Source organism: Alloprevotella sp., assembly GCF_057240785.1.
Genome location: NZ_DBHHRH010000009.1, coordinates 90,056 through 113,246, shown reverse-complemented (window position 1 = coordinate 113,246; position 23,191 = coordinate 90,056). Strand labels below are relative to the sequence as shown.

Annotated in this window: 16 protein-coding genes; 13 read left to right on the top strand and 3 right to left on the bottom strand. The window is 39.9% G+C overall.

The window, feature by feature from the left end:
- Positions 1–141: 141 nt before the first annotated feature.
- The 3 genes from ACO4R2_RS02775 to ACO4R2_RS02765 all read left to right on the top strand — a co-directional run bounded on the left by ACO4R2_RS02775 (position 142) and on the right by ACO4R2_RS02765 (position 3,393).
- The gene (locus ACO4R2_RS02775) at positions 142–945 is read left to right on the top strand and encodes a glycogen/starch synthase (protein ID WP_311490288.1); all 804 of its coding nucleotides are present in this window, start codon (positions 142–144) and stop codon (positions 943–945) included.
- Positions 946–1,154: 209 nt separating this feature from the next.
- Positions 1,155–2,621 carry a DUF4270 domain-containing protein gene (locus ACO4R2_RS02770; protein WP_484769076.1) on the top strand — a complete coding sequence of 489 codons (1,467 nt, stop codon included), beginning with the start codon at positions 1,155–1,157 and terminating at the stop codon, positions 2,619–2,621.
- A gap of 43 nt (positions 2,622–2,664) precedes the next feature.
- Positions 2,665–3,393 carry a nucleotidyltransferase family protein gene (locus ACO4R2_RS02765; RefSeq protein WP_484769075.1) on the top strand — a complete coding sequence of 243 codons (729 nt, stop codon included), beginning with the start codon at positions 2,665–2,667 and terminating at the stop codon, positions 3,391–3,393.
- Between the two features lie 125 nt (positions 3,394–3,518).
- Here ACO4R2_RS02765 and ACO4R2_RS02760 read toward each other — a convergent pair whose 3' ends face one another.
- The 3 genes from ACO4R2_RS02760 to pheS form a co-directional block, all read right to left on the bottom strand.
- Positions 3,519–5,276, bottom strand: a complete 1,758-nt coding sequence (locus tag ACO4R2_RS02760) for a M64 family metallopeptidase (RefSeq protein ID WP_484769074.1) — start codon at positions 5,274–5,276, stop codon at positions 3,519–3,521.
- An 85-nt stretch (positions 5,277–5,361) separates the two neighbouring features.
- Complete coding sequence (locus ACO4R2_RS02755; protein ID WP_484769073.1) at positions 5,362–6,534, bottom strand: hypothetical protein; 1,173 nt, start codon at positions 6,532–6,534, stop codon at positions 5,362–5,364.
- A 516-nt stretch (positions 6,535–7,050) separates the two neighbouring features.
- Entirely contained in the window at positions 7,051–8,091 is a 1,041-nt protein-coding gene (gene pheS, locus ACO4R2_RS02750; protein WP_311490293.1) for a phenylalanine--tRNA ligase subunit alpha, read from the bottom strand.
- Positions 8,092–8,195: 104 nt separating this feature from the next.
- Between pheS and ACO4R2_RS02745 the strand changes: the two genes are divergently transcribed.
- The 10 genes from ACO4R2_RS02745 to ACO4R2_RS02700 all read left to right on the top strand — a co-directional run bounded on the left by ACO4R2_RS02745 (position 8,196) and on the right by ACO4R2_RS02700 (position 23,117).
- Positions 8,196–9,023 carry a DUF4348 domain-containing protein gene (locus ACO4R2_RS02745; RefSeq protein WP_311490294.1) on the top strand — a complete coding sequence of 276 codons (828 nt, stop codon included), beginning with the start codon at positions 8,196–8,198 and terminating at the stop codon, positions 9,021–9,023.
- Positions 9,024–9,025: 2 nt separating this feature from the next.
- The gene (gene murB / locus ACO4R2_RS02740) at positions 9,026–10,042 is read left to right on the top strand and encodes a UDP-N-acetylmuramate dehydrogenase (protein ID WP_484769072.1); all 1,017 of its coding nucleotides are present in this window, start codon (positions 9,026–9,028) and stop codon (positions 10,040–10,042) included.
- Positions 10,043–10,059: 17 nt separating this feature from the next.
- On the top strand, positions 10,060–10,896 hold the full coding sequence (locus ACO4R2_RS02735) for an MBL fold metallo-hydrolase (protein ID WP_484769071.1): 837 nt from the start codon (positions 10,060–10,062) through the stop codon (positions 10,894–10,896).
- Between the two features lie 102 nt (positions 10,897–10,998).
- Positions 10,999–13,386 (top strand): transglycosylase domain-containing protein, encoded by a 2,388-nt coding sequence (locus ACO4R2_RS02730; RefSeq protein ID WP_484769070.1) that lies wholly within the window; start codon positions 10,999–11,001, stop codon positions 13,384–13,386.
- Between the two features lie 3 nt (positions 13,387–13,389).
- Positions 13,390–14,151, top strand: coding sequence for a 3-deoxy-manno-octulosonate cytidylyltransferase (gene kdsB / locus ACO4R2_RS02725; RefSeq protein ID WP_311490298.1), 762 nt, complete (start codon positions 13,390–13,392; stop codon positions 14,149–14,151).
- 3 nt (positions 14,152–14,154) lie between these two features.
- The gene (locus ACO4R2_RS02720; RefSeq protein WP_311490299.1) at positions 14,155–15,267 is read left to right on the top strand and encodes a phosphatidylinositol-4-phosphate 5-kinase; all 1,113 of its coding nucleotides are present in this window, start codon (positions 14,155–14,157) and stop codon (positions 15,265–15,267) included.
- A 138-nt stretch (positions 15,268–15,405) separates the two neighbouring features.
- Entirely contained in the window at positions 15,406–17,439 is a 2,034-nt protein-coding gene (locus ACO4R2_RS02715; RefSeq protein WP_484769069.1) for an alpha-amylase family glycosyl hydrolase, read from the top strand.
- A 42-nt stretch (positions 17,440–17,481) separates the two neighbouring features.
- On the top strand, positions 17,482–18,630 hold the full coding sequence (locus tag ACO4R2_RS02710; RefSeq protein WP_484769068.1) for a DUF6057 family protein: 1,149 nt from the start codon (positions 17,482–17,484) through the stop codon (positions 18,628–18,630).
- Positions 18,631–19,546: 916 nt separating this feature from the next.
- Positions 19,547–21,814: a TonB-dependent receptor gene (locus ACO4R2_RS02705; RefSeq protein WP_484769067.1), complete on the top strand. Its 2,268-nt coding sequence runs from the start codon at positions 19,547–19,549 to the stop codon at positions 21,812–21,814.
- A 34-nt stretch (positions 21,815–21,848) separates the two neighbouring features.
- Positions 21,849–23,117: a hypothetical protein gene (locus ACO4R2_RS02700; RefSeq protein ID WP_484769066.1), complete on the top strand. Its 1,269-nt coding sequence runs from the start codon at positions 21,849–21,851 to the stop codon at positions 23,115–23,117.
- Positions 23,118–23,191 lie beyond the last annotated feature (74 nt).

The following is a 23,191-nucleotide window of genomic DNA, read 5'->3' as shown; positions in this document are numbered from 1 at the left end:
CAGAGTGGTGAGAAACATAGAATTTGCGATTTGGAGTGCTCATTTTTTCGGTTTTTTTTGTATCTTTGCACTGGAATTAAGTTGAAGGCTAGGACATACTCCTTTATTTCAGAGATATGTTCTTTCATATTACAAAACTAAATGAAAGCAGATAAAGTTTTATTTATCACCCAAGAGATAATCCCGTATGTCCCAGAGACTCCAATGGCAAGAATGGGACGAAAGCTCCCTCAATTAGTACAAGAGTCGGGCCGTCAGATTCGAACATTTATGCCGAGGTGGGGGAATATCAACGAGCGTCGCAATATGTTGCACGAGGTGATCCGCCTTTCGGGAATGAATATCATAATCGATGATACAGATCATACGCTTGTGATAAAAGTTGCCTCTATTCAACAGGCACGTATGCAAGTCTACTTTATCGACAACGATGACTATTTCCAAAATCGCGGTATGTTAGCAGATGAGGAAGGAACGGAATATCCTGACAACATCGAACGTGCAATATTCTATGCTCGAGGCGTGCTTGAAACTGTTAAAAAATTACGTTGGATTCCAGATGTCATTCATTGTCATGGATGGATTTCTGCCGTTGCCCCTTTATTGATAAAAACAGCTTATCATAATGAGCCTGCTTTCCAAGATACAAAAGTAGTATTCTCGGTGTATGGTGAAACTCCAAAGAATAATCCTGCTGCTAATTTTCGCGAATGCTTGAAGTTCCGTAACATTGATGATCAATTATTGGATAACACAAACATTGATTTTTCTAGTCCAGATGCTTTGGCACAATTAGCAGTGACCTTCAGTGATGGACTAATTCAGACGGAAGAAGGTGTGGCAGTAGAAACACTAGACTTTGCTCGTAAAATAGGAAAGCCTATCCTTGAGTATCCTGGCGAACCTACGAGCGATGCCTATACTGCTTTCTACGAAACGCTTTAATTGGATTGACAATTAGATAGTACGAGTTTAGCGAATTTATGTCAAGAAGCTCTTTCCCTTTCTCAGACAAAATTCGCTAAATTCGTGATATTTCGTTAAACAAATCTTGTTGATTTATTTGAATTCTTTATCTTCGCGAATAATATAGAGCAGATTTTATTATTGTGCTGAGCACAGAATCTGCAGTCTAAATAGCTAAATACATATCAATGAAGTATACTGCCCCCTTATTTGCTTTTGCTCTTGTCGGAGCTCTTGCGTCTTGCAGCGATGATACAGCAACACTGGGAACAGGTGTTTTGCCTGGATTTGATAAGATTGCCACGTCTCAGGCTACCTATAGTGTGACATCACGTTCAATTAAGATGGATTCTGTTTTGGCCAATACGAGTACTTGTTATTTGGGTTCAATCGTAGATCCAGAAAGTCATGCTACAACTTCTTGCAATTTTTTGGCTCAATATCATATGCGAGAGAATTACTCGTTTCCTGCCAAGAATCGTATGGTAAGTGTGGATTCTTGTGATATTCGTCTCTATTTTAAGACCTATTATGGCGACTCTCTGACAACGATGAAGCTCTATGTACAGGAATTGGATACGAACAAAATAATGAAGGAAGGAGCACACTATTATACTACGATAAATCCTGCACAGTACGTGAGTACCACGAGTCCTTACCAGAAGACGATAACTTATAGTGTTCGTGATTTGACAGGACGTGACTTGCGCACAAGTGCAGACTCTTTTAAAGGGAGTGTTGTAGTGAGACTGCCAAAAGAGTACGCACAATACATTGTCAATAAGTATTACGAAAATCCTGCATACTTTAAAAATTCTTATAGCTTTATTCATCATGTCTGTCCAGGCTTTTATTTTAAGACGAGTGACGGAGTTGGCTCTATGCTGAAAGTAGAAACAAGCTATTTGAATCTGTATTTCCGCTACCTTCAGAAGACAGCTACAGGGAGAGATAGTATCTGTAGTGGACAAGAATCTATGGCTGCTACGGAAGAGGTTATTCAAAATACGCACGTTGATAATCAATTGCCCACCGGAATGCTTAGTGCCACGAACCAGTATTCTTATGTGAAATCTCCCGTCGGTATCTATACAGAGGTAGCATTGCCAGTTGATGATATTGTAGGAGGAAACCACTATACTGATTCTATCAATCAAGCAAAAATAACTTTCCGTTGTTTGAATAATACCATTTCTGGAAATTATACTCTGACGAAACCTTCAACACTTATTCTGTTACCGAAATCAGAGATGTATTCATTCTTTGAAACAAAGACATTACCAGATAATCTAACAAGTTATACGGCTGATTATAACTCAGACTATAACGCATACGTTTTTAATAATATAGGTCAGTTACTTTCGGCAATGAAACGCGCCAGAGATAAAGGTGCTGGTGTTGTCGTTGGTGAATCTGAAGCAAGTCGGCGCGCAAAATATGCTGCTTGGGAATCAGTTAATCCTAATTGGAATAAAGTAGCACTTCTACCTGTGAGTTCAGAATATACGACAGTGAAAAATAACCTGACGGGAGAAACTACTCGCCAACTTCTTCGAGTTCGAAACGAATTAGGCCTGTCGAGCGTTAAATTACAAGGAGGCCCAACAGGTAATAATCTGTCAATTTCTGTTGTTTATACAAAATTCGAAAAATAAGACTACAGCCTTCTCTTTTGAGAAGGCTTTTTCATCGCAATAAATGAAAGCACTACTCTTTGCTGCGGGACGTGGAACTCGCTTGAAACCTCTGACAGATACAATGCCAAAAGCTTTAGTACCTGTTGCTGGAAAACCTCTTTTATGGCATACACTGACCCGTCTGCGTGAGGCAGGAGCCACAGAGGTTATTGTAAATGTACATCACTTTGCTGAACAAATCATTAGCTATTTGAATAAGCATGATTTTGGAATACCTATTCATGTGAGTGATGAACGCGGAGAACTTCTCGATACGGGGGGCGGGCTGCGTCAAGCTATGAAACTTTTCACACCTAATGATAATCCCATATTGATTCATAATGTGGATATTCTTAGTAATGCTCCTTTGCGTGAGTTTTATGAGTCAAATAAAGATGCTGATGCAGCCTTGATGGTTAGTGAACGTATGACAAATCGTTATCTTCTTTTTGATGAGAATAATTATTTGCGCGCTTGGACCAATATTCAGACAGGAGAAGTACGTACGCCTTTTCCGAATCTGGATATAATTCCTTTACGCCGATATGCTTTTAGTGGCATCCATTTAGTATCTCCTCGTTTGCTCTCTTTTTTAGAAGAGTTTCCAAGGGTTTTTCCTATTATGGATTTCTATTTGCAGACCTGCGACAAACTGTCGTTTCGAGGAGTTTTTTCTTCAAATCTCCGCTTGCTTGATGTAGGTAAACAAAATACGCTAAAGGAGGCTGAAGATTTTATTCTCACGCTCTGATACTCTGATGCAGGAAGCGGTTTTGTATCTTTTATAAATGAATTGCTGTCTGGTAGAACGGTGAAATTCTGTTTCTTCGTCTGCCAGACAGCAATGATTTTATAGAAGAAGTTCTTTAGTCTCTCTTAGCGCCCAATAACGGGCGGAGCAAGGAGTTGAGGTTGCTCACCAATAATGGAGAATGCTTCCTTTTCGAAGTGGTTCCTTGTTGATGCTTGCACAGATGTTGGTCTTGGTAAGTGTGCTTGATCAAATCTTACAAATTCATCAAAGTTGTAGGTCCATGATTCGCCAAAAGCTGTAGACATTATACGTTTGTATATAGCCTCTCGTGATGGTGCATTGAACCCATGTCGATTGTGAAACATCATGCTATCATCTGTAGGGCGCCATCCTCCATGAAGATAGCCTAAAGCACCTTCGTAGATACCAAGCTTCTCTCCGAAGAAATCTCGTGATTGGTAGTTCTTATTAGCTAAGATATGATTCCAAGGAGTTCCTGTAGCAGAAAAAGAAATGTTATGTGCCCATCCATATTTTTTCTGTAATTCGCTGTATTTGTTCACTTGATCAAGAGGAATGCTTGTATTGTTTGATTCATAGGCATATTCGTCAAGTAATTTAGCCAACCCGTGTCCCAAAGTCTCATGACATAGAACAGCTCTATAGGCCTCGCTTTTAGCATCATTATTGACGAGTGGCACATACGCAATAGCAAAATTGCTCATCTTTCCATCGAAAGAAATACCAAAGTTTGTTATTCCTGCATACTGTGGGCTATTAAGAATAACGGCGGTAACTACTTCGTGTAGGCGACTTTCTGCTTTGAACTCTTCAATGTTCTTTACGGCTGCCAGAACCTTGTCGAAATTACCAGTTATAAGTGAACTTCCATTTCCTTTAATTTCACAGTCGAGTGCTGTTTTGTATTTTTCACCGAATGCATTGTTTTGAGAGACAAGAGTTACTTGCCATACATCGAAGTATTCGCGGAGTGATTTTACGGGTTCTTCAGTGAAGAGGTTCTCCATTGATTGATTCATAATCTCATCGTAACGACCTGAGTTAATTTCTTGGTCCACGAAACCATCTCCCATGAGAACAAGAGGAATACCAGCCCCTTTGGTATGTTTCTGTAATTGTTTTACGGAATTATTGCGAGAATAATCCGTGGAAGTTTCAACGGGTAAACCTTCTTGTACGATGCTGAATAGTCCAGAGGTAATGTAAACTTTATTGTGATCGTTAGGATTTACAATGCGAATGTAGAAAGATGCACTTCTCTTCTCATGTGTGTCGTTAGGAGCAACGGTGAATTGATATTCACTCTCTTCCAATCCTTCATTTGTTTCGCTTGTTTTGCTTCCTACGTTAGCATCTTTCTTTGCCTTAATCCAAGTTGGTTTTGCAGATTGCGAAACGAATAAAAGTTTATATCCGCGTATGTTTGAAGAAAATTTCACGCTTAAATCTCCACCTTTGATGTCAACATTGTAAATCTGCTGATTAAAATTAACAACATCGGCCATTTCTTGAGAAAATTTAAGCTGACTACTTCCTGCTGTGGAGGTTAGGAGTAATATGCCTTCGCGAACTTTTCCTGTGTTATTATATGTTTTTGCAATAATTTTTACTTCCTGCTTACCTGCAGTACCTGTCATGGGCGATACAGTTGCCCAGTCCACGTTTACACTTGCCTTCCAAGATTCAGGGCAGGAGAAACTGACTTCTTTTTTACTATTCTTCTCAACTCCTAATTTTAAGGAAGATTCTGGTGTTGTCACCGTAAAGGGAGATGATTCGCTACCATTATTTTCCGATGAACAAGCTACTAGCAAAAAGATGCTAGATATTGCAAGCACCCAACTAATCTTGGCTTTCATATGATATAAAAGTTAGAGCCGTTCCAAAGCCTTGAAAGTTCTAGAATATACTTTCTTGCATTGGAACGGCGTTGTTTATGTTTTTTTATTTGGAAGGAGCGGTCAAATCTAAACGCTTAATCTCTGTTGTTTGAAGTCCATCATCACTCATACCGATGACTATTACATGATACTTTTTACCAGCTGTGATATTTTGATCAACACTGATTCCTGTTTCTGCATTAGAGATAGTCTGTTCTCCAGAACGGAGCAGATTGGAAGCTCCCCAGTTGTAGTTTCTTACTACACCCATTTTTTCAGCATCACCCATACGTCCCATTAGGAGTTCAAAGTCTTTGCCACCATAGTTCTTCTCTACGTACTCATCCTCTACAAAGGTTACAAAATATTTCTCTGTGTTAGAGGAAGGTACAACTTTAACAACGGATACTACCTTACCATCTTTGAGCGTTTGACTAACAGACGTCACATTGAAAGTCATCTTGCTGGTTGCCTTCCATTCAGGAGTAGTAAATTTTACTTTTACAAATGGAGTGGAAAGTACAACTGGATTCTTGGGGTTTTCTTTGTATTGGAATTTACATCCGTAAGAATAGAACATGTATGTTTTCCCCGGACTCAGAATTCTAGTTTTCCAAGAGTGATTTCCTTTTTGACACGCACTTTCCATCTTAACATACCAAGGAACGAAAGGAGGAGGTACTGCCTTATAGTAGGAAAACTCATAATTAGCGATAAAGATAGAGTCTGATTCGTATTTAGCGTATTTATCCCATTCTGTCTGAGCTGTTTGATAAGGCATGTTAGGATCAGTAGGAGTAACATTAAAAGTTGCGCCACGATAGCTTAATTCTGTTACTTCCATTTTGAAAGGTGAGGGCGACGTTGTTACTTCTGCACTAACTGATTTAGATTCTAGTTGTGGAGATTTTGCTATAAGACTGAAAGTGTACTTCGTGTCGTAGGAGAGGAGAAGTTCTTTGCTCTCAGTGATTTCTACGCTTGTAGTGGCAGTTTCGCCCTTGGCAATTGTGGTATTCACTCCATCTATGTTTGTTGAAAGTTCATAGACATAAGCAGTTGCATTTTTTACTTCTGTCCAAGAGAAACTCAACTTGATAGGGTTGTCGTCCGTTTGCTCATGTTGTACAATTTGAGGAGTTGCCAAAGTTGGCTTCTCTGTTTCATCACTGCACGATACAATCCCCATGAGAATTACACTCATGAGCAACATCCATTTCATTAGATTCGTTTTCATAGGTTTTTTGTTTGGTGAATACTAAGAATCTTTAATCATTATTTGGATTTTATAATGATGGCTGCAAATCTAAGTACTTTCTTTATATATCCCAAACAATTTTTATATTTCTTTTCTTATGTTACGCTACTAATAGGGGACATTCCTCCCTTATAGTATCTGTTTGCAGATACTATAAGGGAGTCAACTGATAGCCTTATTCTGTCAGCTGACATCCTTATAGTGTTTTCAAACATCCTTATAGTATTTTTCTTCCTCTTTTATCAAAAAAAATACGCTTCAGATGTTTTCTTTGATTGTGTGAGTATTTAATTTTAGTAGGATATGTTTTTGGGAGAGTGGCATTTTAATAGTGGAACTTTAGAAGTTTTGTAAATTTTGATTGGAAGATGTATCAAATGGGCTGTTAGAGTATTGACCTCGGGAAAAAGTATTGTTTGTGCTTGATTTTAAGATATAGAAAAAGCTCCAAGTTCAACTTGGAGCTTTCTGTATTTTTTTATCCGAAAGAAGAGTTTAATGAGCAGCCATAAATTCTTCTAAGAATCGTTTGTCATTTTCAGAGAACAAGCGGAGGTCACGAACACGATATAGCAAGTTGGCAATGCGTTCAAGGCCTAGGCCGAAAGCATAACCGGTGTATTTCTTACTGTCAATGCCGTTTAGTTCAAGAACATTCGGATCAACCATTCCACAACCAAGAATCTCTACCCAACCAGTACCTTTACAGAGAACGCAATCATGGTCACCATTATGACCAGTACCTCCACAGATGTGGCAACTAATATCCATTTCTGCACTGGGTTCAGTGAATGGGAAATAGCTTGGGCGCATACGTATTTTTGTTTCAGGGCCGAACAATTCACGCGAGAATGTCAACATAACTTGCATGAGATCTGCAAACGAAACTTTTTCGTCAATATAAAGCCCCTCCAACTGATGGAAGAAGCAATGGGCGCGACTGCTTATTGCTTCATTGCGATAAACACGTCCTGGACAGATCACGCGAATAGGAGGCTCTGTTGCTTCCATAACACGAGCTTGGACTGAGCTTGTATGAGAACGGAGTACAATGTCGGGATGCTGTTCTACAACAAAAGTATCTTGCATGTCTCGTGCTGGATGGTCAGCAGCAAAATTCATAGAAGAGAATACATGCCAATCGTCTTCAACTTCAGGACCTTCTGCCATTGTGAAGCCCATCCGATTGAAAATATCAATCAAGCGATCACGAACGAGGCTGATTGGATGGCGTGTTCCTATTTCAATGGGGTAGGGCGTACGCGTTAAATCAAGATCGCTATGGTCGTCTTCTTGAGTAGCTAAGCTTTGTCGAAGAGAATTGATTTTATCTTGAAAGGCTGCTTTTACTTCATTGATACGCATGCCTAATTCGCGCTTCTGCTCATTGGGAACATTGCGGAATTCAGTCATCAAGTCATTGATGACACCCTTTTTGCTTAAATATTTAATGCGTAAAAGTTCAAGTTGTTCAGCATTTTTCGCTTTTAAATCCTCAACGTGTGCAAGGAGCTCTTGTATTTTTTCTGCTAACATTACTTTTGTTTTTTTTCTAAGGCGCAAAATTAACTTATTCTATCAGAAGTGCCAAATAAAATCATTATCTTCGCGGCCATTATATAAAGTAACTCAATTCGTATATGAAATGCTTTTTAGGACTTTTCTCAGTTCTTCTCCTTCTTTTTTCTTGTGGAGGTAATAAACCTTCAGAGCAAAAAACAGTAAAAACGGAGGACACAACTGTAGTAAAAGATACATTGACAGATTCAACTAAACTGTCTGAAGCAGAACCGCCTGCAGCGGCCGATGGTGTTTTCGACGATTTTGCTTTCAACTTTATGTCAAACCGCCGTTTTCAATCGGAGAGAATTTCTTTTCCTCTTAAATATGTTGTAGATGGAAAAGAAACACAGATAGAAAAAGCAAAGTGGAAGTTTGACCCGCTTTATTCTAAAAATGAGGTTTACACGATGATTTTTGATTCAAAGAAATCAATAAAAAATCAGAAGGATCCTGATCTCGCTCATGTTGTGGTAGAATGGATTTACTTGAATAAAAATCGAGTGAAACAATATGTTTTTGACAAAAAAAATGGTCGCTGGATGATGACCTCTTTAATAGATGAACAACTTAAGGAAAATGAAAATAGTGATTTCCTTAATTTTTATAAGAGATTTTCAAGCGATCGCTCTTATCAGATAAAGCACATACAGAGTCCTTTTTCTCTGATTTTGCAAGATCCTGATACATATAAGCCTATCTCTGGTGTAGGAGAGCCTGTTCAGTGGCAAGATTTCGCGCCAGAACTTCCAAAGGGGGTGATTACTAATGTAAATTATGGGCAAAAGTATACAAATTCGATGCAACGTCTACTGATGGTAGCAGCATCGGATGGCGCAATGTCCAGTATTATTACCTTCAAAAAAGTACGCGGACAATGGATGGTGACGCGTTTGGAAAATAATTGAGAATGTTTAAGCAACAAAATTACTCGTTATTGAAGCACAATACATTTGGTATTGATGCACATTGCCGAATGTTCGTTGAATACAACTCTATAGAAGAATTGTATGAATTGCTTTGTGATACAAATCTTCCTAAACCATTGCTCCATATAGGTGAGGGAAGTAATCTCTTATTTACGAAAAATTTTGAAGGCACGATTCTCCACTCTCGTGTATTAGGTAAAGAGATTGTTGAGAATACTTCGGATTCTGTCCTTCTCAAGGTCGGAGCTGGCGAAGATTGGGATGATTTTGTGGATTGGACATTAAGTCATGGTTTTTATGGATTGGAAAATCTTTCTTTCATTCCCGGTGAAGTGGGTGCAAGTGCCGTACAAAATATAGGAGCTTATGGCACGGAGGCTGAACAATATATAGAAAAAGTTGCAACAGTATGTATAGCTACTGGCGAACCTCGTGTGTTTCAGAAGGAAGAATGCGAATACGCATATCGTAGCAGTATTTTTAAAAATGCGTTGCGTGGACAATATATTGTGACTCATGTGTATTATCGTCTTCAGAAAACTTTTCATTTAAATTTGACTTATGCCGCATTGCGTAGAGAAGTTGAATCAAGAGGACTGACCGAGGCAGATGTCACAGCGCATCAAGTTCGTGATATTGTAGTAGAAGTGCGTCGCAGTAAACTCCCAGATCCAAAGGAGATAGGAAGCGCTGGCTCATTTTTTATGAATCCCATTGTCAGCGAAGTAAAGTTTCATGAGTTGTTGAACATCTATCCTGAAATGCCTCATTATAAGATGCCTGCAGGTGTTAAGATTCCAGCTGGTTGGCTTATTCAGCAAGTGGGATGGAAAGGGAAAACACTTGGTCGGGCGGGAGTTTATCCCAAGCAAGCCTTGGTGCTTATTAATCTGGGCGGTGCGAATGGACAAGATATTGTGAATTTGAGTGATGCAATTATACATGATGTTCAACAGCATTTTCAAATAGAACTAAAGCCTGAAGTAAATTTTATTTGAGATAGATTCATATAGATATGAAACTGACCTTTTTAGGGACAGGGACAAGTAGCGGCAATCCATCCCTTGGATGTGATTGTCGCGTTTGTTCTTCTGACGATTCGCATGATCATCGCCTACGCACTTCAGCCTTATTGGAAACAGAACGAGGGACTAGACTCTTAATTGATTGTGGCCCAGACTTTCGTTATCAAATGCTGCGTTGGATTTCATCACTTCCAGTGGATAGCTCTTTTCGTAATTTTTTATCAAGAGCAAAATATGGAAACAGTATTCCGCAGTTGATAGATGGTGTTTTGGTGACGCATTTTCATTACGACCATGTAGGGGGATTGGATGACTTGAGACCTTTCTGCATAGCTCGTCCAATGCCAATTTATGCCGATGCAAAGACATGTGATTATATACGAGAGAAGTATCCTTATTGTTTTCATGAATCAAAGAATACATTCGTTCCTCGTTTTCAAACAATTACTGTCCGTCCATTGAAGTCATTTAAAATTAAAGAGCTATCTATACTTCCTATCCAAGTGATGCATGGGAAAATGCCTATTTTAGGATTTCGCATTGCTCAAATGGCCTATCTCACGGATTTAAAAACCTTGCCTGAAGAAAATCTATCGTTTCTTAAAGATTTAGATACTTTGGTTATTGATGCTTTGCAGCGAGATGGAAATCATCCCACTCATGAAAACATACAAGAAGCTTTAGCTCTGGTGAGAAGGCTTACACCGCGTCGGACATATTTGATTCATATGAGTCATAATGCGGGCTGTCATTCTGAGAGTCAAGCTTTTTTGCCTCCCTCGGTCTCTTTTGCTTATGATGAATTAGTGGTGGAAATTCCTGAGTAAGGATATTTTATATGATTTGAGCGAGAGAAAGTAGTCAAAATGCTTCTTTTTATTTAACTTTGCTGCGGTAATATAGGCTTTAGCCTTGTTGAAAACTGCGGAATGAAGAAGAAGTTAATACGCATTATGTGGTACGTCTATGGCGCACTTGTCGCTATATGCGTTCTAGGTGTAATTTCCATAAAGCAAGGATGGATTGGTTATATGCCTCCCTTGGATGAACTGAATGATCCTATTGACAAATATGCCTCTCAAGTTTTTTCTGCTGATGGAAAAATGTTAGGGACGTGGTCTCAAAAGGAAAACCGTATCTTTGTCCCTAAAGACAGTATTTCGCCTCATATGTTTGAAGCCTTAGTTGCAACAGAGGATTCGCGTTTCTATGACCATTGTGGCATAGATGGCCGCGCCGTGTTACGCGCCATTGTAAAGCGTGGCTTTATGGGGCAACGCAGTGCAGGAGGAGGCTCTACAATCACGCAGCAGCTTGCTAAGCAATTATATTCTTCTACTGCTTCAAATACTTTACAGCGTTTGTTTCAAAAGCCTATAGAGTGGGTTATTGCTGTAGAGCTTGAGCGTCATTATACCAAAGAGGAAATAATGACGTTGTATCTTAATTATTTTGATTTCTTACATAATGCTGTCGGTATAAAGACAGCAGCAAAAGTCTATTTTAATAAAAGTCCCAAAGATTTGTCTGTGTCTGAATGTGCAATGCTTGTGGGAATGTGTAAGAATCCTGCTTACTTTAATCCCGTACGAGAGCCAGAGCGAGTTCAAGAACGTCGTAATGTCGTGCTTGATTTGATGGTAAAAGGAGGATATCTCTCAGCTGCAGAGTCGGAAAGTCTAAAACTGACAGATTTGGGGCTTCATTTTCGTCGTATAGATCATAAAGATGGTCAGGCAGCTTATTTGCGTGAATATCTCCGACGTATCATGATGGCAGAGAAACCCAATAGGAAGGATTATATGGCTTGGCAGGAACAGCAATACTATCAAGATAGTCTTTCTTGGGAAAAAGATCCACTTTATGGTTGGTGTAAGAAAAATACCAAACGTGATGGTTCTAATTATAATATTTATACTGACGGACTTCGTATCATTACGACAATTGATAGTCGTATGCAGCAAGATGCAGAAGAAGCAGTCTATGGGCATGTTGCCAATTATTTGCAGAAACAATTTAATAAAGAGAAAAAGGAAAGTGCGAATTTCCCGTATACGTCTTCAATTTCTCAGACTCAATTACGTTCTATTTTAGCTCGTTCTGAGCAACAGAGTGATCGTTATCGTGCGATGAAAGCAGCAGGTGCTTCTGAAGAAGAAATTCGCAAGGCTTTTCATACGAAAACTGATATGACAGTCTTTTCCTATCATGGAGAGATAGATACCGTTATGACCCCATTGGATTCAATCAAATACTATAAATCATTCTTGCGTGCAGGCTTGATTTCTATTGAACCACAATCTGGTTATGTGAAGGCCTATGTCGGAGGACTTGATTTTACACATTTCCAATATGATATGGCTATGGTAGGGCGTAGACAAGTTGGCTCTACTATGAAACCTTTCGTTTATGCCATGGCAATGGAGGATGGTCTTAGTCCGAATTATACAGTGGCTAATGTTCAACGTTCTTATGGCGGTTGGACTCCAAGAAATGGCAGTCGCAGTCGGTACGGTCAACATGTTCCTCTAAGTTGGGGACTTGCCCAATCTAACAACTGGGTAACGGCAAACTTAATGGCTCAAATAGATCCTTCAGGACATCGATTGATTGATTTCTTGCGTGAAGTGGGTATATCCACTTATAAACTTTACCCTTCAATGGTGTTATGTCTTGGTCCATGTGAAATTACCGTGGGCGAATTAGCAAGTGCTTACACGATGTTTGTAAATAAGGGTATTCGTTGTGCACCATTACTTGTATCTCGCATTGAGGATAGCCAGGGTAATGTCTTGGCTGAGTTTACTCCGCGCATGAATGAGGTCATCTCGGAGCAGAGCAGCTATAATATGCTAAAGATGCTTGAAGGAGTTGTTAATAGTGGAACAGCAGGACGTCTGCATTATAAATTTAAGCTTGAAGGCCCATTGGCAGGTAAAACTGGTACAACGAATAATAATGCCGATGGCTGGTTCGTTGGAATTGTTCCTCGATTAGTGACAGCTTGTTGGGTAGGTGGCGAAGATCGCGATATTCATTTTAATTCTACAGCGATGGGGCAAGGTGCAGAAACTGCTCTTCCTATTTTTGCATATTATCTTACAAAGATTTATCGTAATACAGCTTTGGGCTATTCACCGAATGAGAAATTTCCCTATGAGCAACTAACTAAGTCAGTTAGTGGGAAACCAAAAGCTTCTTCTTTATCAAGTTCTGACGATTCTTTTTCTAATAATGCGGAAGAGCCAAATAAAGAAAAATCTGCACCAGCTTCTCATGGAAAGTCTCAAGTCACGGGGGAACATTTATTTGATTAAAATATGAAATTCTTAGCTTTAATTCCCGCACGATACGCCTCAACACGCTTTCCAGCCAAACCGTTAGCTTGTTTAGGAGGAAAGTATATTATTCAACGCGTTTATGAACGTGTCAGTCAAGTCTTCTCTGATGCTTATGTTGCTACGGATGACGAACGTATTTATGATGTTGTTTTGAGTTTTGGTGGTAAGGCCGTAATGACACGCACTGATCACAAGAGCGGAACAGATCGTTGTTTCGAAGCTTTGCAGAAGCTGGAAGCTAAAGGTAATAAATATGATGTTGTTGTAAACGTTCAAGGTGATGAACCCTTCATTGCTGCGTCTCAATTAGAGGCTATAAAAGATTGTTTTAATACTTCTTTCACTGAAATAGCTACTTTGGTGAAACCTTTTGCTTCTGATGCTCCTCTTTCTGAGTTGTTGAATCCCAATTCTCCTAAAGTCGTAATGAACAATGACGGTAATGCTCTTTATTTTAGTAGAAGTGTTATTCCATATCTGAGAAACATTCCACAAGAAAAGTGGTTACAGCATCACACTTTTTACAAACATATCGGACTTTATGCTTATCGTGTAGACATTTTAGCCAAGATAACATCACTCCCTCAGGGAATTCTTGAACAAAGTGAATCGCTCGAACAACTTCGCTGGTTGGAAGCAGGGCTTACCATAAAGGTGAAGGAGACCAATATAGAGACCATCGGCATTGATACTCCTGAAGATTTGCAGCGTGCCGAAATATTTCTTTCAAATAATCAGTAAATTATGAACATTCGCAATAGCATCTTAATATCTCTACTGTCCTTTTCTACTCTCACTGTTGGAGCTCAAAAGATACAAGTTGGCTCTTTTGTCTTTCGTGATGGATCTGTTTATACAGGCGATCTCTTTAGTGGTAAACCTAATGGGCATGGTAAGACTGTTTTCAAAAATGGAGACGTATACGAAGGAAGTTATCTGAAAGGCAAAAGACAAGGTTCTGGTACGATGGTTTATGCCACGGGAGAGAAGTATGAAGGTCAATGGTTCCAAGATTTACAGCATGGCCGTGGAATATATTATGCCTTGAATAATAATCGTTACGATGGACTTTGGTTTAAGAATACCAAAGATGGTCAAGGCATAATGTACTATTATAATGGAGATGTCTATAATGGTTCATGGAAAGAGGATAAACGTGTGGGACAAGGTACTTATACCTATAAGAGTGGTGCTTTTTACAAAGGGATGTGGGCTGATGACAAAAAGGAAGGATCTGGCATTTTTGATTGGAAAGATGGCTCCAAATATGAGGGGAATTGGTCTGATAACTTGCGCAATGGTCGTGGTACATTCTTCTACGCCAATGGAGATTACTATATAGGTGATTGGAAAAATGATATGCAAGATGGGAAAGGCATCTATAAGTTTAAGAATGGTGATGTCTACGAAGGGCAGTATCTTCAAGGAGAGCGTACGGGAGAGGGTGTCTTTACTTATGCCAATGGTGATCGTTATGTAGGACAATTTCTTAACGGAGAGCAGAGCGGGCAGGGCACATATACTTGGAAAGGACAAGCGTCCTACACGGGGCAGTGGAAAAATAATAAGCGAAATGGATATGGCACCTATAAATCTAAAAATAGCTATGAGTATCAAGGCTATTGGAAGGACAATATGATGGATGGCGAAGGAGTTTTGCGTATGCAGTCAGGCGAAAAGTATAAAGGCACATTCCGTAATAATAAAAAGAATGGAAAGTTCACTGTAGTTTATGCTGACGGTTCTCGTTTCGATGGTTCTTTCATGGATGATGAGAAGGACGGGAAATATGTAGAGTATGATCGTAATGGTAATGTAACTTCAAAAGGAGTCTATAGCCACGGCCGCAAACAATGACACTAAAATTTAGATGAGGAGGAAAGTCATAATCTCTCCTCATTCTTTTATATTTTCCTATAAGAAACTTTAACTAAAAACCTTTTAACGCAATCTTTCCACTATAAGCATTTGTGCTAAAGGGGTAATTTGATTATCATGAAACAAAAAAAGAAACTCTTGAAGCTCGTGAAGAATGATTCATGGTTAGAGCCTTACAATGATGCCATTCAAGGTCGCCACGATCACGTGTTATGGAAACTCAACCAACTCACTCAAGAAGGGAAAATCAGTTTGTCTGATTTTGCTGATGGGCATCTGTATTTCGGCTTACATCGTACGGCTCGAAAATGGATCTTCCGTGAGTGGGCACCCAATGCTACTAAAATTTTTCTCATTGGCGACTTCAATGGTTGGAAAGAATCAGAGGAATTTGAGCTAAAACCTGTAGGTACGTTTGGCAACTGGGAGATAAATCTTCCTTTGTCTGCTATGAAGCATGGTGATCTTTATAAAATGAAGGTCTATTGGGATGGAGGCTCAGGTGAACGTATCCCAGCTTGGTGTCAGCGAGTAGTACAAGATGATACCACAAAGATTTTTTCCGCACAAGTTTGGGACCCTGCTGGAAAATATGTCTTTAAGAAGAAAACCTTCCGCCCAAAGCGAAATCCCCTCCTTATTTATGAATGCCACATCGGTATGGCACAGGATGCTGAGAAAGTGGGCACTTACAATGAGTTTCGCGAGAATATCCTTCCACGTATTATTAAGGATGGCTATAACTGTATCCAGATAATGGCTATTCAGGAGCACCCCTACTATGGTAGCTTTGGTTACCATGTCAGTAGTTTCTTTGCAGCTTCTAGTAGGTTTGGTACGCCAGAAGAACTCAAGCAGCTCATTGATGAGGCCCACAAACATGGCATCGCCGTTATTATGGATTTAGTGCAAAGTCATGCAGTGAAGAATGAAGTAGAAGGCCTTGGGAATCTTTGTGGCGACCCTCATCAGTTCTTTTATGCTGGCGAGCGTCGCGAACATCCGGCATGGGACAGTCTTTGTTTCGATTATGGAAAGAATGAAGTTATCCACTTTCTTCTCTCTAATTGCAAATATTGGCTGACAGAATTTAATTTCGATGGCTTCCGCTTTGATGGAGTCACTTCGATGCTCTATTATAGTCATGGACTTGGAGAATCGTTTAATGGTTATGGCGATTACTTCAATGGTCATCAAGACGGAAACGCTATCACATATCTAACATTGGCTAATCTCCTGATTCATGAAGTGAAGCCTTCAGCCTTTACTATTGCTGAGGAGGTGAGCGGAATGCCTGGTCTTGCTGCACCATTTAAAGATGGAGGGTATGGCTTTGATTATCGTATGGCCATGAATATACCCGACTTTTGGATTAAGTTGATAAAAGAGTTTCGCGATGAAGACTGGAAGCCAAGTTCTATCTTTTGGGAGCTTACAAACCGTAGAGCAGATGAGCATAATATTAGCTATTGTGAAAGCCATGACCAAGCACTTGTGGGCGACAAAACGATTATCTTCCGCTTGATAGATTCTGAAATGTATTGGCATTTCCGCATTGGCGATGAAACCGCAGGTGTGGATCGCGGTATTGCTCTACATAAAATAATACGTCTTTTAACGGCATCAACCATCAACGGTGGTTACCTCAATTTTATGGGCAATGAATTTGGCCATCCCGAATGGATAGATTTCCCCCGTGAAGGAAATGGATGGAGCTATAAGTACGCACGCCGTCAGTGGAACTTGGTGGACAACAAAGAACTGTGCTATCAGTATTTGGGAGAATTTGACCGTTTGATGCTCGAGCTTCTTAAATCGGAACGCAACTTCCAGAAATTGCCCGTAGTTGAGGTCTGGCACAATGATGGTGATAAGATATTGGCTTATAGTCGTGGTGATCTTCTCTTCGTCTATAACTTAGATCCTCAGCGTAGTTTCGTCGACTATGGTTTCCAAGTTCCAGAAGGTTCTTACGATATTGTTCTGAATACAGACTCCTGTTCTCTTGGTGGGCATGGTCTTATTGACGATAGTGTGCGCATAGAGACAATGTCAGATCCTTTACTCAAAAAGGATGGTAAAGGTTGGTTGCGACTCTATGTTCCAGCTCGTATTGGTCTTGTCTTGCGCAAAACTGTGGAGAAAAAGTAAGACTTATGTAGCTGGAGATTTTAATTTCTGATAAAGCTGAACATGAATATAGCAGATTATATCAGACGTAAGCGAGTGCGTGCAATCTTGTGCGCACTCTTTATGCTCTTTGCTTTGGTCTATGTCCTTTCCTATGAGCGAGATGTTATTGTCTTCACTTTTGACAAGCTATTAGGGAAAGATAATTTCTACGACACTTCTGCTGGGCCATGGCTTCTCATTCTTTCGCTTCTGCTCTTGCAACGATTGGTCAGTAAAACTATCTATTTTCGTGATCGCCATTATACGCTCACTTTTTTGCCCTCCGCCATTGTTGCAGTTCTGCTTACATCTTTTGTGCCGTATTGTAATTGGGTCTCTTTGCTGGTCACATTGTTTTGTCTCGCCTTTTGGATTCTTCAGCATCGCATTGATTATCGCAGGCAGGAGAAGGATCGCAAACGGGCGAGCTATCGTTTGGTGCCTCGCCTTACATGGCATTGTATGTGGCTCTTAGCACTTGTTGCCTATATGGGATTGGCAGGAAATGCTGATACTTATTTTCATCAAGAACTCAAGATGGCGCGGTTCATCTCTGAAGGAAAATATCGGAGCGTGCTTGATTGTTCCGTAAATCCTCCAGGCACTTCGGTTATCACAGCCATGCGAGCTTATGCTCAAAGCCGTTCTGGAAAGAGTATTGCAGATGAACTCTTTCGCTATCCGTTACAAAATGTTGGAGATAGTGTGTTGCTTCTTCATCACAATGATGCAAAACGTACGCCCTTTCAAGCTTCCGCCATTTTTCGGCAAATTGGAGTCTGGCCGCATCGAGGAGAATCTGCCTCTCAGTATTTGGAGCGGGGAGCAAAGTATCGTCCTTATGCTCTGTTCACTCCAGGGCGCGATTATTATCTCTGTGGACTTTTGCTCAACAAGCAAATAGATCGTTTTGTGAGTGAGTTTTGCAAATATCATGCTTTTAGCGATACGTTGTCTATACCTCGTGCTTACGCTGAAGCTCTAATACTTTATCAGCGTATTCGTTCCAACAGACAGATTCAGTATAAAAATGAATTGATGGAGGCTAATTATCAAGATTTCATAGATAAGCGCAACAATTATCCCTCTGAGTATGAACGCGCCAATGTCTTAGCTGTCCTATATGGTGATACCTATTGGTGGTACTATTATTACAGTAATTTGAAATGATAGAAAAACAAATTATTGCTGTTTTTTTATCTCTCAACATATTTTCTTTCCAATTTAATAGGAAATGAGAAATGCTGAATAATTTTCTTTCTGTTACAGACCTTTTTATTGACAATTGACTTTTCTAATCTAGCATGGAAAGTTGTATTCTTTTTCGGAAAATGGTATAGAAACGCGTAGAATTCTCACGAGAAGAGGGAAGAATCCTACTTTCTTGCAGGTTCTTTCTCTCAAAAAGTGCTTTCTTTTCCTTATTCTGTCTGAAAATGCAATAAAGATGTCAGCTGAAATCATTATTGCGTTCAAAATTCTCCTTATTGTATTTTCAATTTCTCAAGGAGAAAATAAAATTTGTAGTATAGAAAATAAAATTTCTCCTTGAGAAATTGAAAAGAAGCCTATTTTAGTGATGCGCCAAAACTGCGTTATTTTCATTCTGCGGCCTTTTAGTTGGATTTTAAGCCATTCTCGGGTGCTTGGAATGTAAATTTTCTTTACAAATCTTTTTGTTTTGAAATCTCTTGTACTGCTATTTGAAGACTTGAACTACGACTGTTTAAAGTGCGATAAGAGAGCGTTAAAATGTGAAGGAATTTTCTTCTTGTTTTACTATTTTTAGGGTATGGAAGTTTTTTTGCTTTCTTTCTACTTTTGCATGCGAAAACGAATCGTTGCAGTCTGGTTTGTCATCGCTATTTTTGTTTGGCATCCCTATCCTTACGTGGAAGAGCTCTAACGAAGAATATCGTTATTCTAAATAAAAAACTAAATTTCGGCTTATATGACAAAAATAATGACCACGAATAATCCTTTTTTTAAGTTGTTTTCCTGGATAAAGGAGGTAAAGAGTAGGGGATTTCTGCTTTTTGTGTGCCTTTCCTTTGGGGGAATACTTTCTGTTCTGGCACAAGAATCTGTGATTTACGGGAAGGTTTCCGATGCCAAAACTGGTGAACCTCTTTCTGGGGTTATACTATCGATTGCTAAGGCAAAAAAGCAGACGACCACGGATGCCACAGGTGCTTATCACTTAGCTGTGGCAGAGAACAAACGTGTGTTGCTTCTCGTGCGGTGTGTGGGCTATAAGTCCGTGCAGCAGGAATTGATCGTGAAGGATAGTATGTCTCACAATATCTCATTGCAAAGCACTGAAAAAACTCTTGGCGAAGCTACGGTAGTGGCACGAAGTGAAATTCGCGCGCTGAAAGAATCTGCTATGCCTATTTCCGTTATCGGGCAACGGCAGTTGCAGGGGACGGCTTCAAATATCAATGATGTTTTGGCACGCACCGTGGGCATTACGGTAAGGAATACGGGGGGCTTGGGCAGTGCTTCGCGCATTTCCGTACGTGGACTTGAGGGGAAACGCATGGGAATGTATATTGATGAAACACCAATGTCTCAGTTAGGCAATTTCGTAGCGCTCAACGATATTCCTACAGATATGATTGAGCGTATCGAAGTATATAAAGGTATAGTACCATATAAGTTTGGAGGTTCTGCACTTGGAGGAGCCGTAAATGTGGTTCTAAAAGAGTATCCTCCTGTTTATATGGACTTTTCTTACGAGTCTGGTTCGTTCAATACTCATCAAGCATCACCCATTTTTAAGTGGACTAACCGTAAGAGTGGTTTGCAATTTGGCTTAGGAGGTGTATTTTCTTTTTCAAAGAACAACTACAAGATGATGCTGGCAAATCTTGACAATCGTATCGTGAAAAGAGATCACGATAGTTTCAAGAAGATCATAGGAGGAGGATCGATAAAAGCTACAAAATGGTGGTTTGATGAAATGAAGTTGGAGGTTGTTTTCACGAAAACGCGGCAAGAGGTGCAAGGCATTGACCTTGATGTGAGAGAGGCCTTCAATCACTCCTGCGGTTTTGTGACAGCATTCTCACTGAAACGCAAGAACTTCTTCCTTGATGGTCTTGATTTCGACTTTGGTGCTGGATATGTTTGGAGCTGGTATGGTTTGCAAGATAAGGCTAAAAATCGCTACGATTGGGATGGGCGAGAATTGCCGCCTGTGTCTTCTTTTGGTGGAGAACAGAATAATTATCCTTCGGATGGAAAGAATAAATCAAAAGAATTTATCTCAAAATTTAATATGGGCTATACGATCGATGAGCATCATTCTATCAATCTTAATATCTATGCCGACCGCACACGGTTGAATCCTAGCGATTCGTTAATGGATAAGGCTCTAGGCTTTAAATCTAATTTTCCCAGTAAAATGACAACCGTTACAGTTGGCTTTTCCTATGATTTATCGCTTTTTGACGGACGATTTCAAAATGCCTTTACGCTGAAAAACTTTTATTTCTCGTCCCATTCTCGCAGCATCAGCGTATTCTCTGTAACTTCACCAGAACCTATCCATATCTCAAAAAAATATGTAGGATTCAGTGATGCTATGCGCTACAAGTTCACACCCAACTTGCTGCTCAAAGCTTCCTTCAATTCTGAGGTTCGTATCCCAACAAGCGAAGAGCTTATCGGTAATGGTTCTTCTATTCTAGCCTCGCCAGCTCTAAAACCCGAGCGCACAACAGGTATGAATCTTGGCTTGCTCTATCGTCGTGTGAGAAAAGATGGGCGTCTCATTGAATTGGAACTGAATACCTTCTATAATCATTTGAATGATATGATACGCTTTACTCCTGATATGATACCAACTATGGCGCGATATCGCAATTTTGGTAGTGTGAGTACGAAAGGAGTAGAACTGGATGCGAAAGGAGATGTTTTGCAATGGCTTTATCTTTATGCCAACGGAACTTATCAAGACTTGCGCGATGTTAGACAGAATATCCCTGGTACGGCTGTAGCGAATCCCACTTACAACAAGCGTATTCCAAATGTGCCCTACTTGCTATTCAATTTTGGAGCAGAATTTCACAAAGAAAATCTCTTTGGAGGAAAGGGGCAAAATTCTCGCTTTATTTTCGATGCGTCCTATATTCATCAGTATTTCTATGATTTTGAGGTGAGTCGCTATCAAGAGCGCAAGATTCCCACTTCTTTCACGATGGATGTAGCCTTGGAACATAGCTTGAAGAATAATCGCTGGACATTCACACTGAAAGTGAAGAATTTGGCAGACCGCCGTGTTGTTTCTGAACTGAATCGCCCTCTACCAGGCCGTTATGTGAGTTTTAAGGTGAGATATTTATTTAAGTAGGCAATCAATAATTTTTAATTCTAAAATATAACTAATGAGAAATCTAAAATCAATGCTTGCAGTTGCCATGGTGGCAGCTCTTGTTTGTGGCTGTAGTAAGGATGATCCTTCTCCTACCCCAACTCCTAATCCTCGCGGAAAAACTTTTTCAGGGGTAGTCTTTGCCACAGGTATTACAAATCCTGAAGGGAATAGTGGAAGTGTCTATATGCAGGCACTTACCGACTTGATACCAGGAAGTTACGACAATTCAAACAGCATTCCCGTGGGCTTTGGCTCTACTCCGATTGTAACAGAATCTGGAAATATCTATGCTTTTCCTGACTATATGGGCAATACAAAGGCAGAGATTGTACGCTATCGCTTGGATGCTGCCGGAAAATGGATGAAACAGGGAGCTCTGCCAATCCCCGCGGGGGCTGCTGCTACCAATATTGTGGAACTTAATAGCGAAAAAGCATACGTCAGTTTGCAAAGACTTGGAATCGTTATGGCTTTCAATCCAAAAACGATGACGAAACTAACAGATATTGATCTTAATTCGCTCAAACAGCCAGAAACAAATGTTTCGCCTGCTGCTATGATTATCCGCGATGGTAAACTATTTGTCGGTCTCAACCAAATGAATGCACAATATATGCCAGCGCGCAATAATATTGAGTTGGCGTTGATAGATACGAAGACAGATAAAATAGAAAAACACATTGTCAATACAACTCTGGGATTGAGTTTTGCAACACGACCGATTGATGCTGGCTCTATCTTTATGGATGAACAGAAGAATATCTATATCAATTGTATTGGTGCGTTTGGCTTTATTCCACAATTCCCTGGAGGAATCGTGCGCATCAAGAATGGTTCAACAGATATTGATCCTAACTATTGTATTCACCTTAATAAGACAGAAGTTGCAGGCTTGTCTACCAAACATGCAGATTTTCTTAGTACAATCCTTTATGCAGGTGACGGCAAAGCTTATGCTTATCTCACCTCCTTCGCTCTTGATCCCAAAGGAACAGAGAATCCTTATGTGAGCATGACGAATGTTCCTATAGAGATTGACTTAAAGCAGAAAACAATGAGTGTGATTCCTGGAATGGAAGTTTCTAATCCTCAGGGGGTTGCTATCGCACGCCATAAGAATGTGATTGTTTTTGGTAGTGCCAATAAAAAAGCAAATGGATTTTATATCTACAATCCTACAACAAAGCAAGTTGAGGGTCCAGTTATTACTGTAAAAGGTAATCCTAGTTTCTTCCATAGCTTTGCTAAGGTTGGAAATCCTGTTAGCAAGATTCGCTAGTATCTAAAGATTGATCCAATGATAGGGGCGGCCTTTAATAGGCCGCCCCTAGTTTGCTCTTTATTGTCGATATT

Coding starts and splice junctions, on each gene's coding strand:
- ACO4R2_RS02775 (WP_311490288.1), top strand. CDS start 142: ATGAAAGCAGATAAAGTTTTATTTATCACCCAAGAGATAATCCCGTAT.
- ACO4R2_RS02770 (WP_484769076.1), top strand. CDS start 1,155: ATGAAGTATACTGCCCCCTTATTTGCTTTTGCTCTTGTCGGAGCTCTT.
- ACO4R2_RS02765 (WP_484769075.1), top strand. CDS start 2,665: ATGAAAGCACTACTCTTTGCTGCGGGACGTGGAACTCGCTTGAAACCT.
- ACO4R2_RS02760 (WP_484769074.1), bottom strand. CDS start 5,276: ATGAAAGCCAAGATTAGTTGGGTGCTTGCAATATCTAGCATCTTTTTG.
- ACO4R2_RS02755 (WP_484769073.1), bottom strand. CDS start 6,534: ATGAAAACGAATCTAATGAAATGGATGTTGCTCATGAGTGTAATTCTC.
- pheS (WP_311490293.1), bottom strand. CDS start 8,091: ATGTTAGCAGAAAAAATACAAGAGCTCCTTGCACACGTTGAGGATTTA.
- ACO4R2_RS02745 (WP_311490294.1), top strand. CDS start 8,196: ATGAAATGCTTTTTAGGACTTTTCTCAGTTCTTCTCCTTCTTTTTTCT.
- murB (WP_484769072.1), top strand. CDS start 9,026: ATGTTTAAGCAACAAAATTACTCGTTATTGAAGCACAATACATTTGGT.
- ACO4R2_RS02735 (WP_484769071.1), top strand. CDS start 10,060: ATGAAACTGACCTTTTTAGGGACAGGGACAAGTAGCGGCAATCCATCC.
- ACO4R2_RS02730 (WP_484769070.1), top strand. CDS start 10,999: ATGAAGAAGAAGTTAATACGCATTATGTGGTACGTCTATGGCGCACTT.
- kdsB (WP_311490298.1), top strand. CDS start 13,390: ATGAAATTCTTAGCTTTAATTCCCGCACGATACGCCTCAACACGCTTT.
- ACO4R2_RS02720 (WP_311490299.1), top strand. CDS start 14,155: ATGAACATTCGCAATAGCATCTTAATATCTCTACTGTCCTTTTCTACT.
- ACO4R2_RS02715 (WP_484769069.1), top strand. CDS start 15,406: ATGAAACAAAAAAAGAAACTCTTGAAGCTCGTGAAGAATGATTCATGG.
- ACO4R2_RS02710 (WP_484769068.1), top strand. CDS start 17,482: ATGAATATAGCAGATTATATCAGACGTAAGCGAGTGCGTGCAATCTTG.
- ACO4R2_RS02700 (WP_484769066.1), top strand. CDS start 21,849: ATGAGAAATCTAAAATCAATGCTTGCAGTTGCCATGGTGGCAGCTCTT.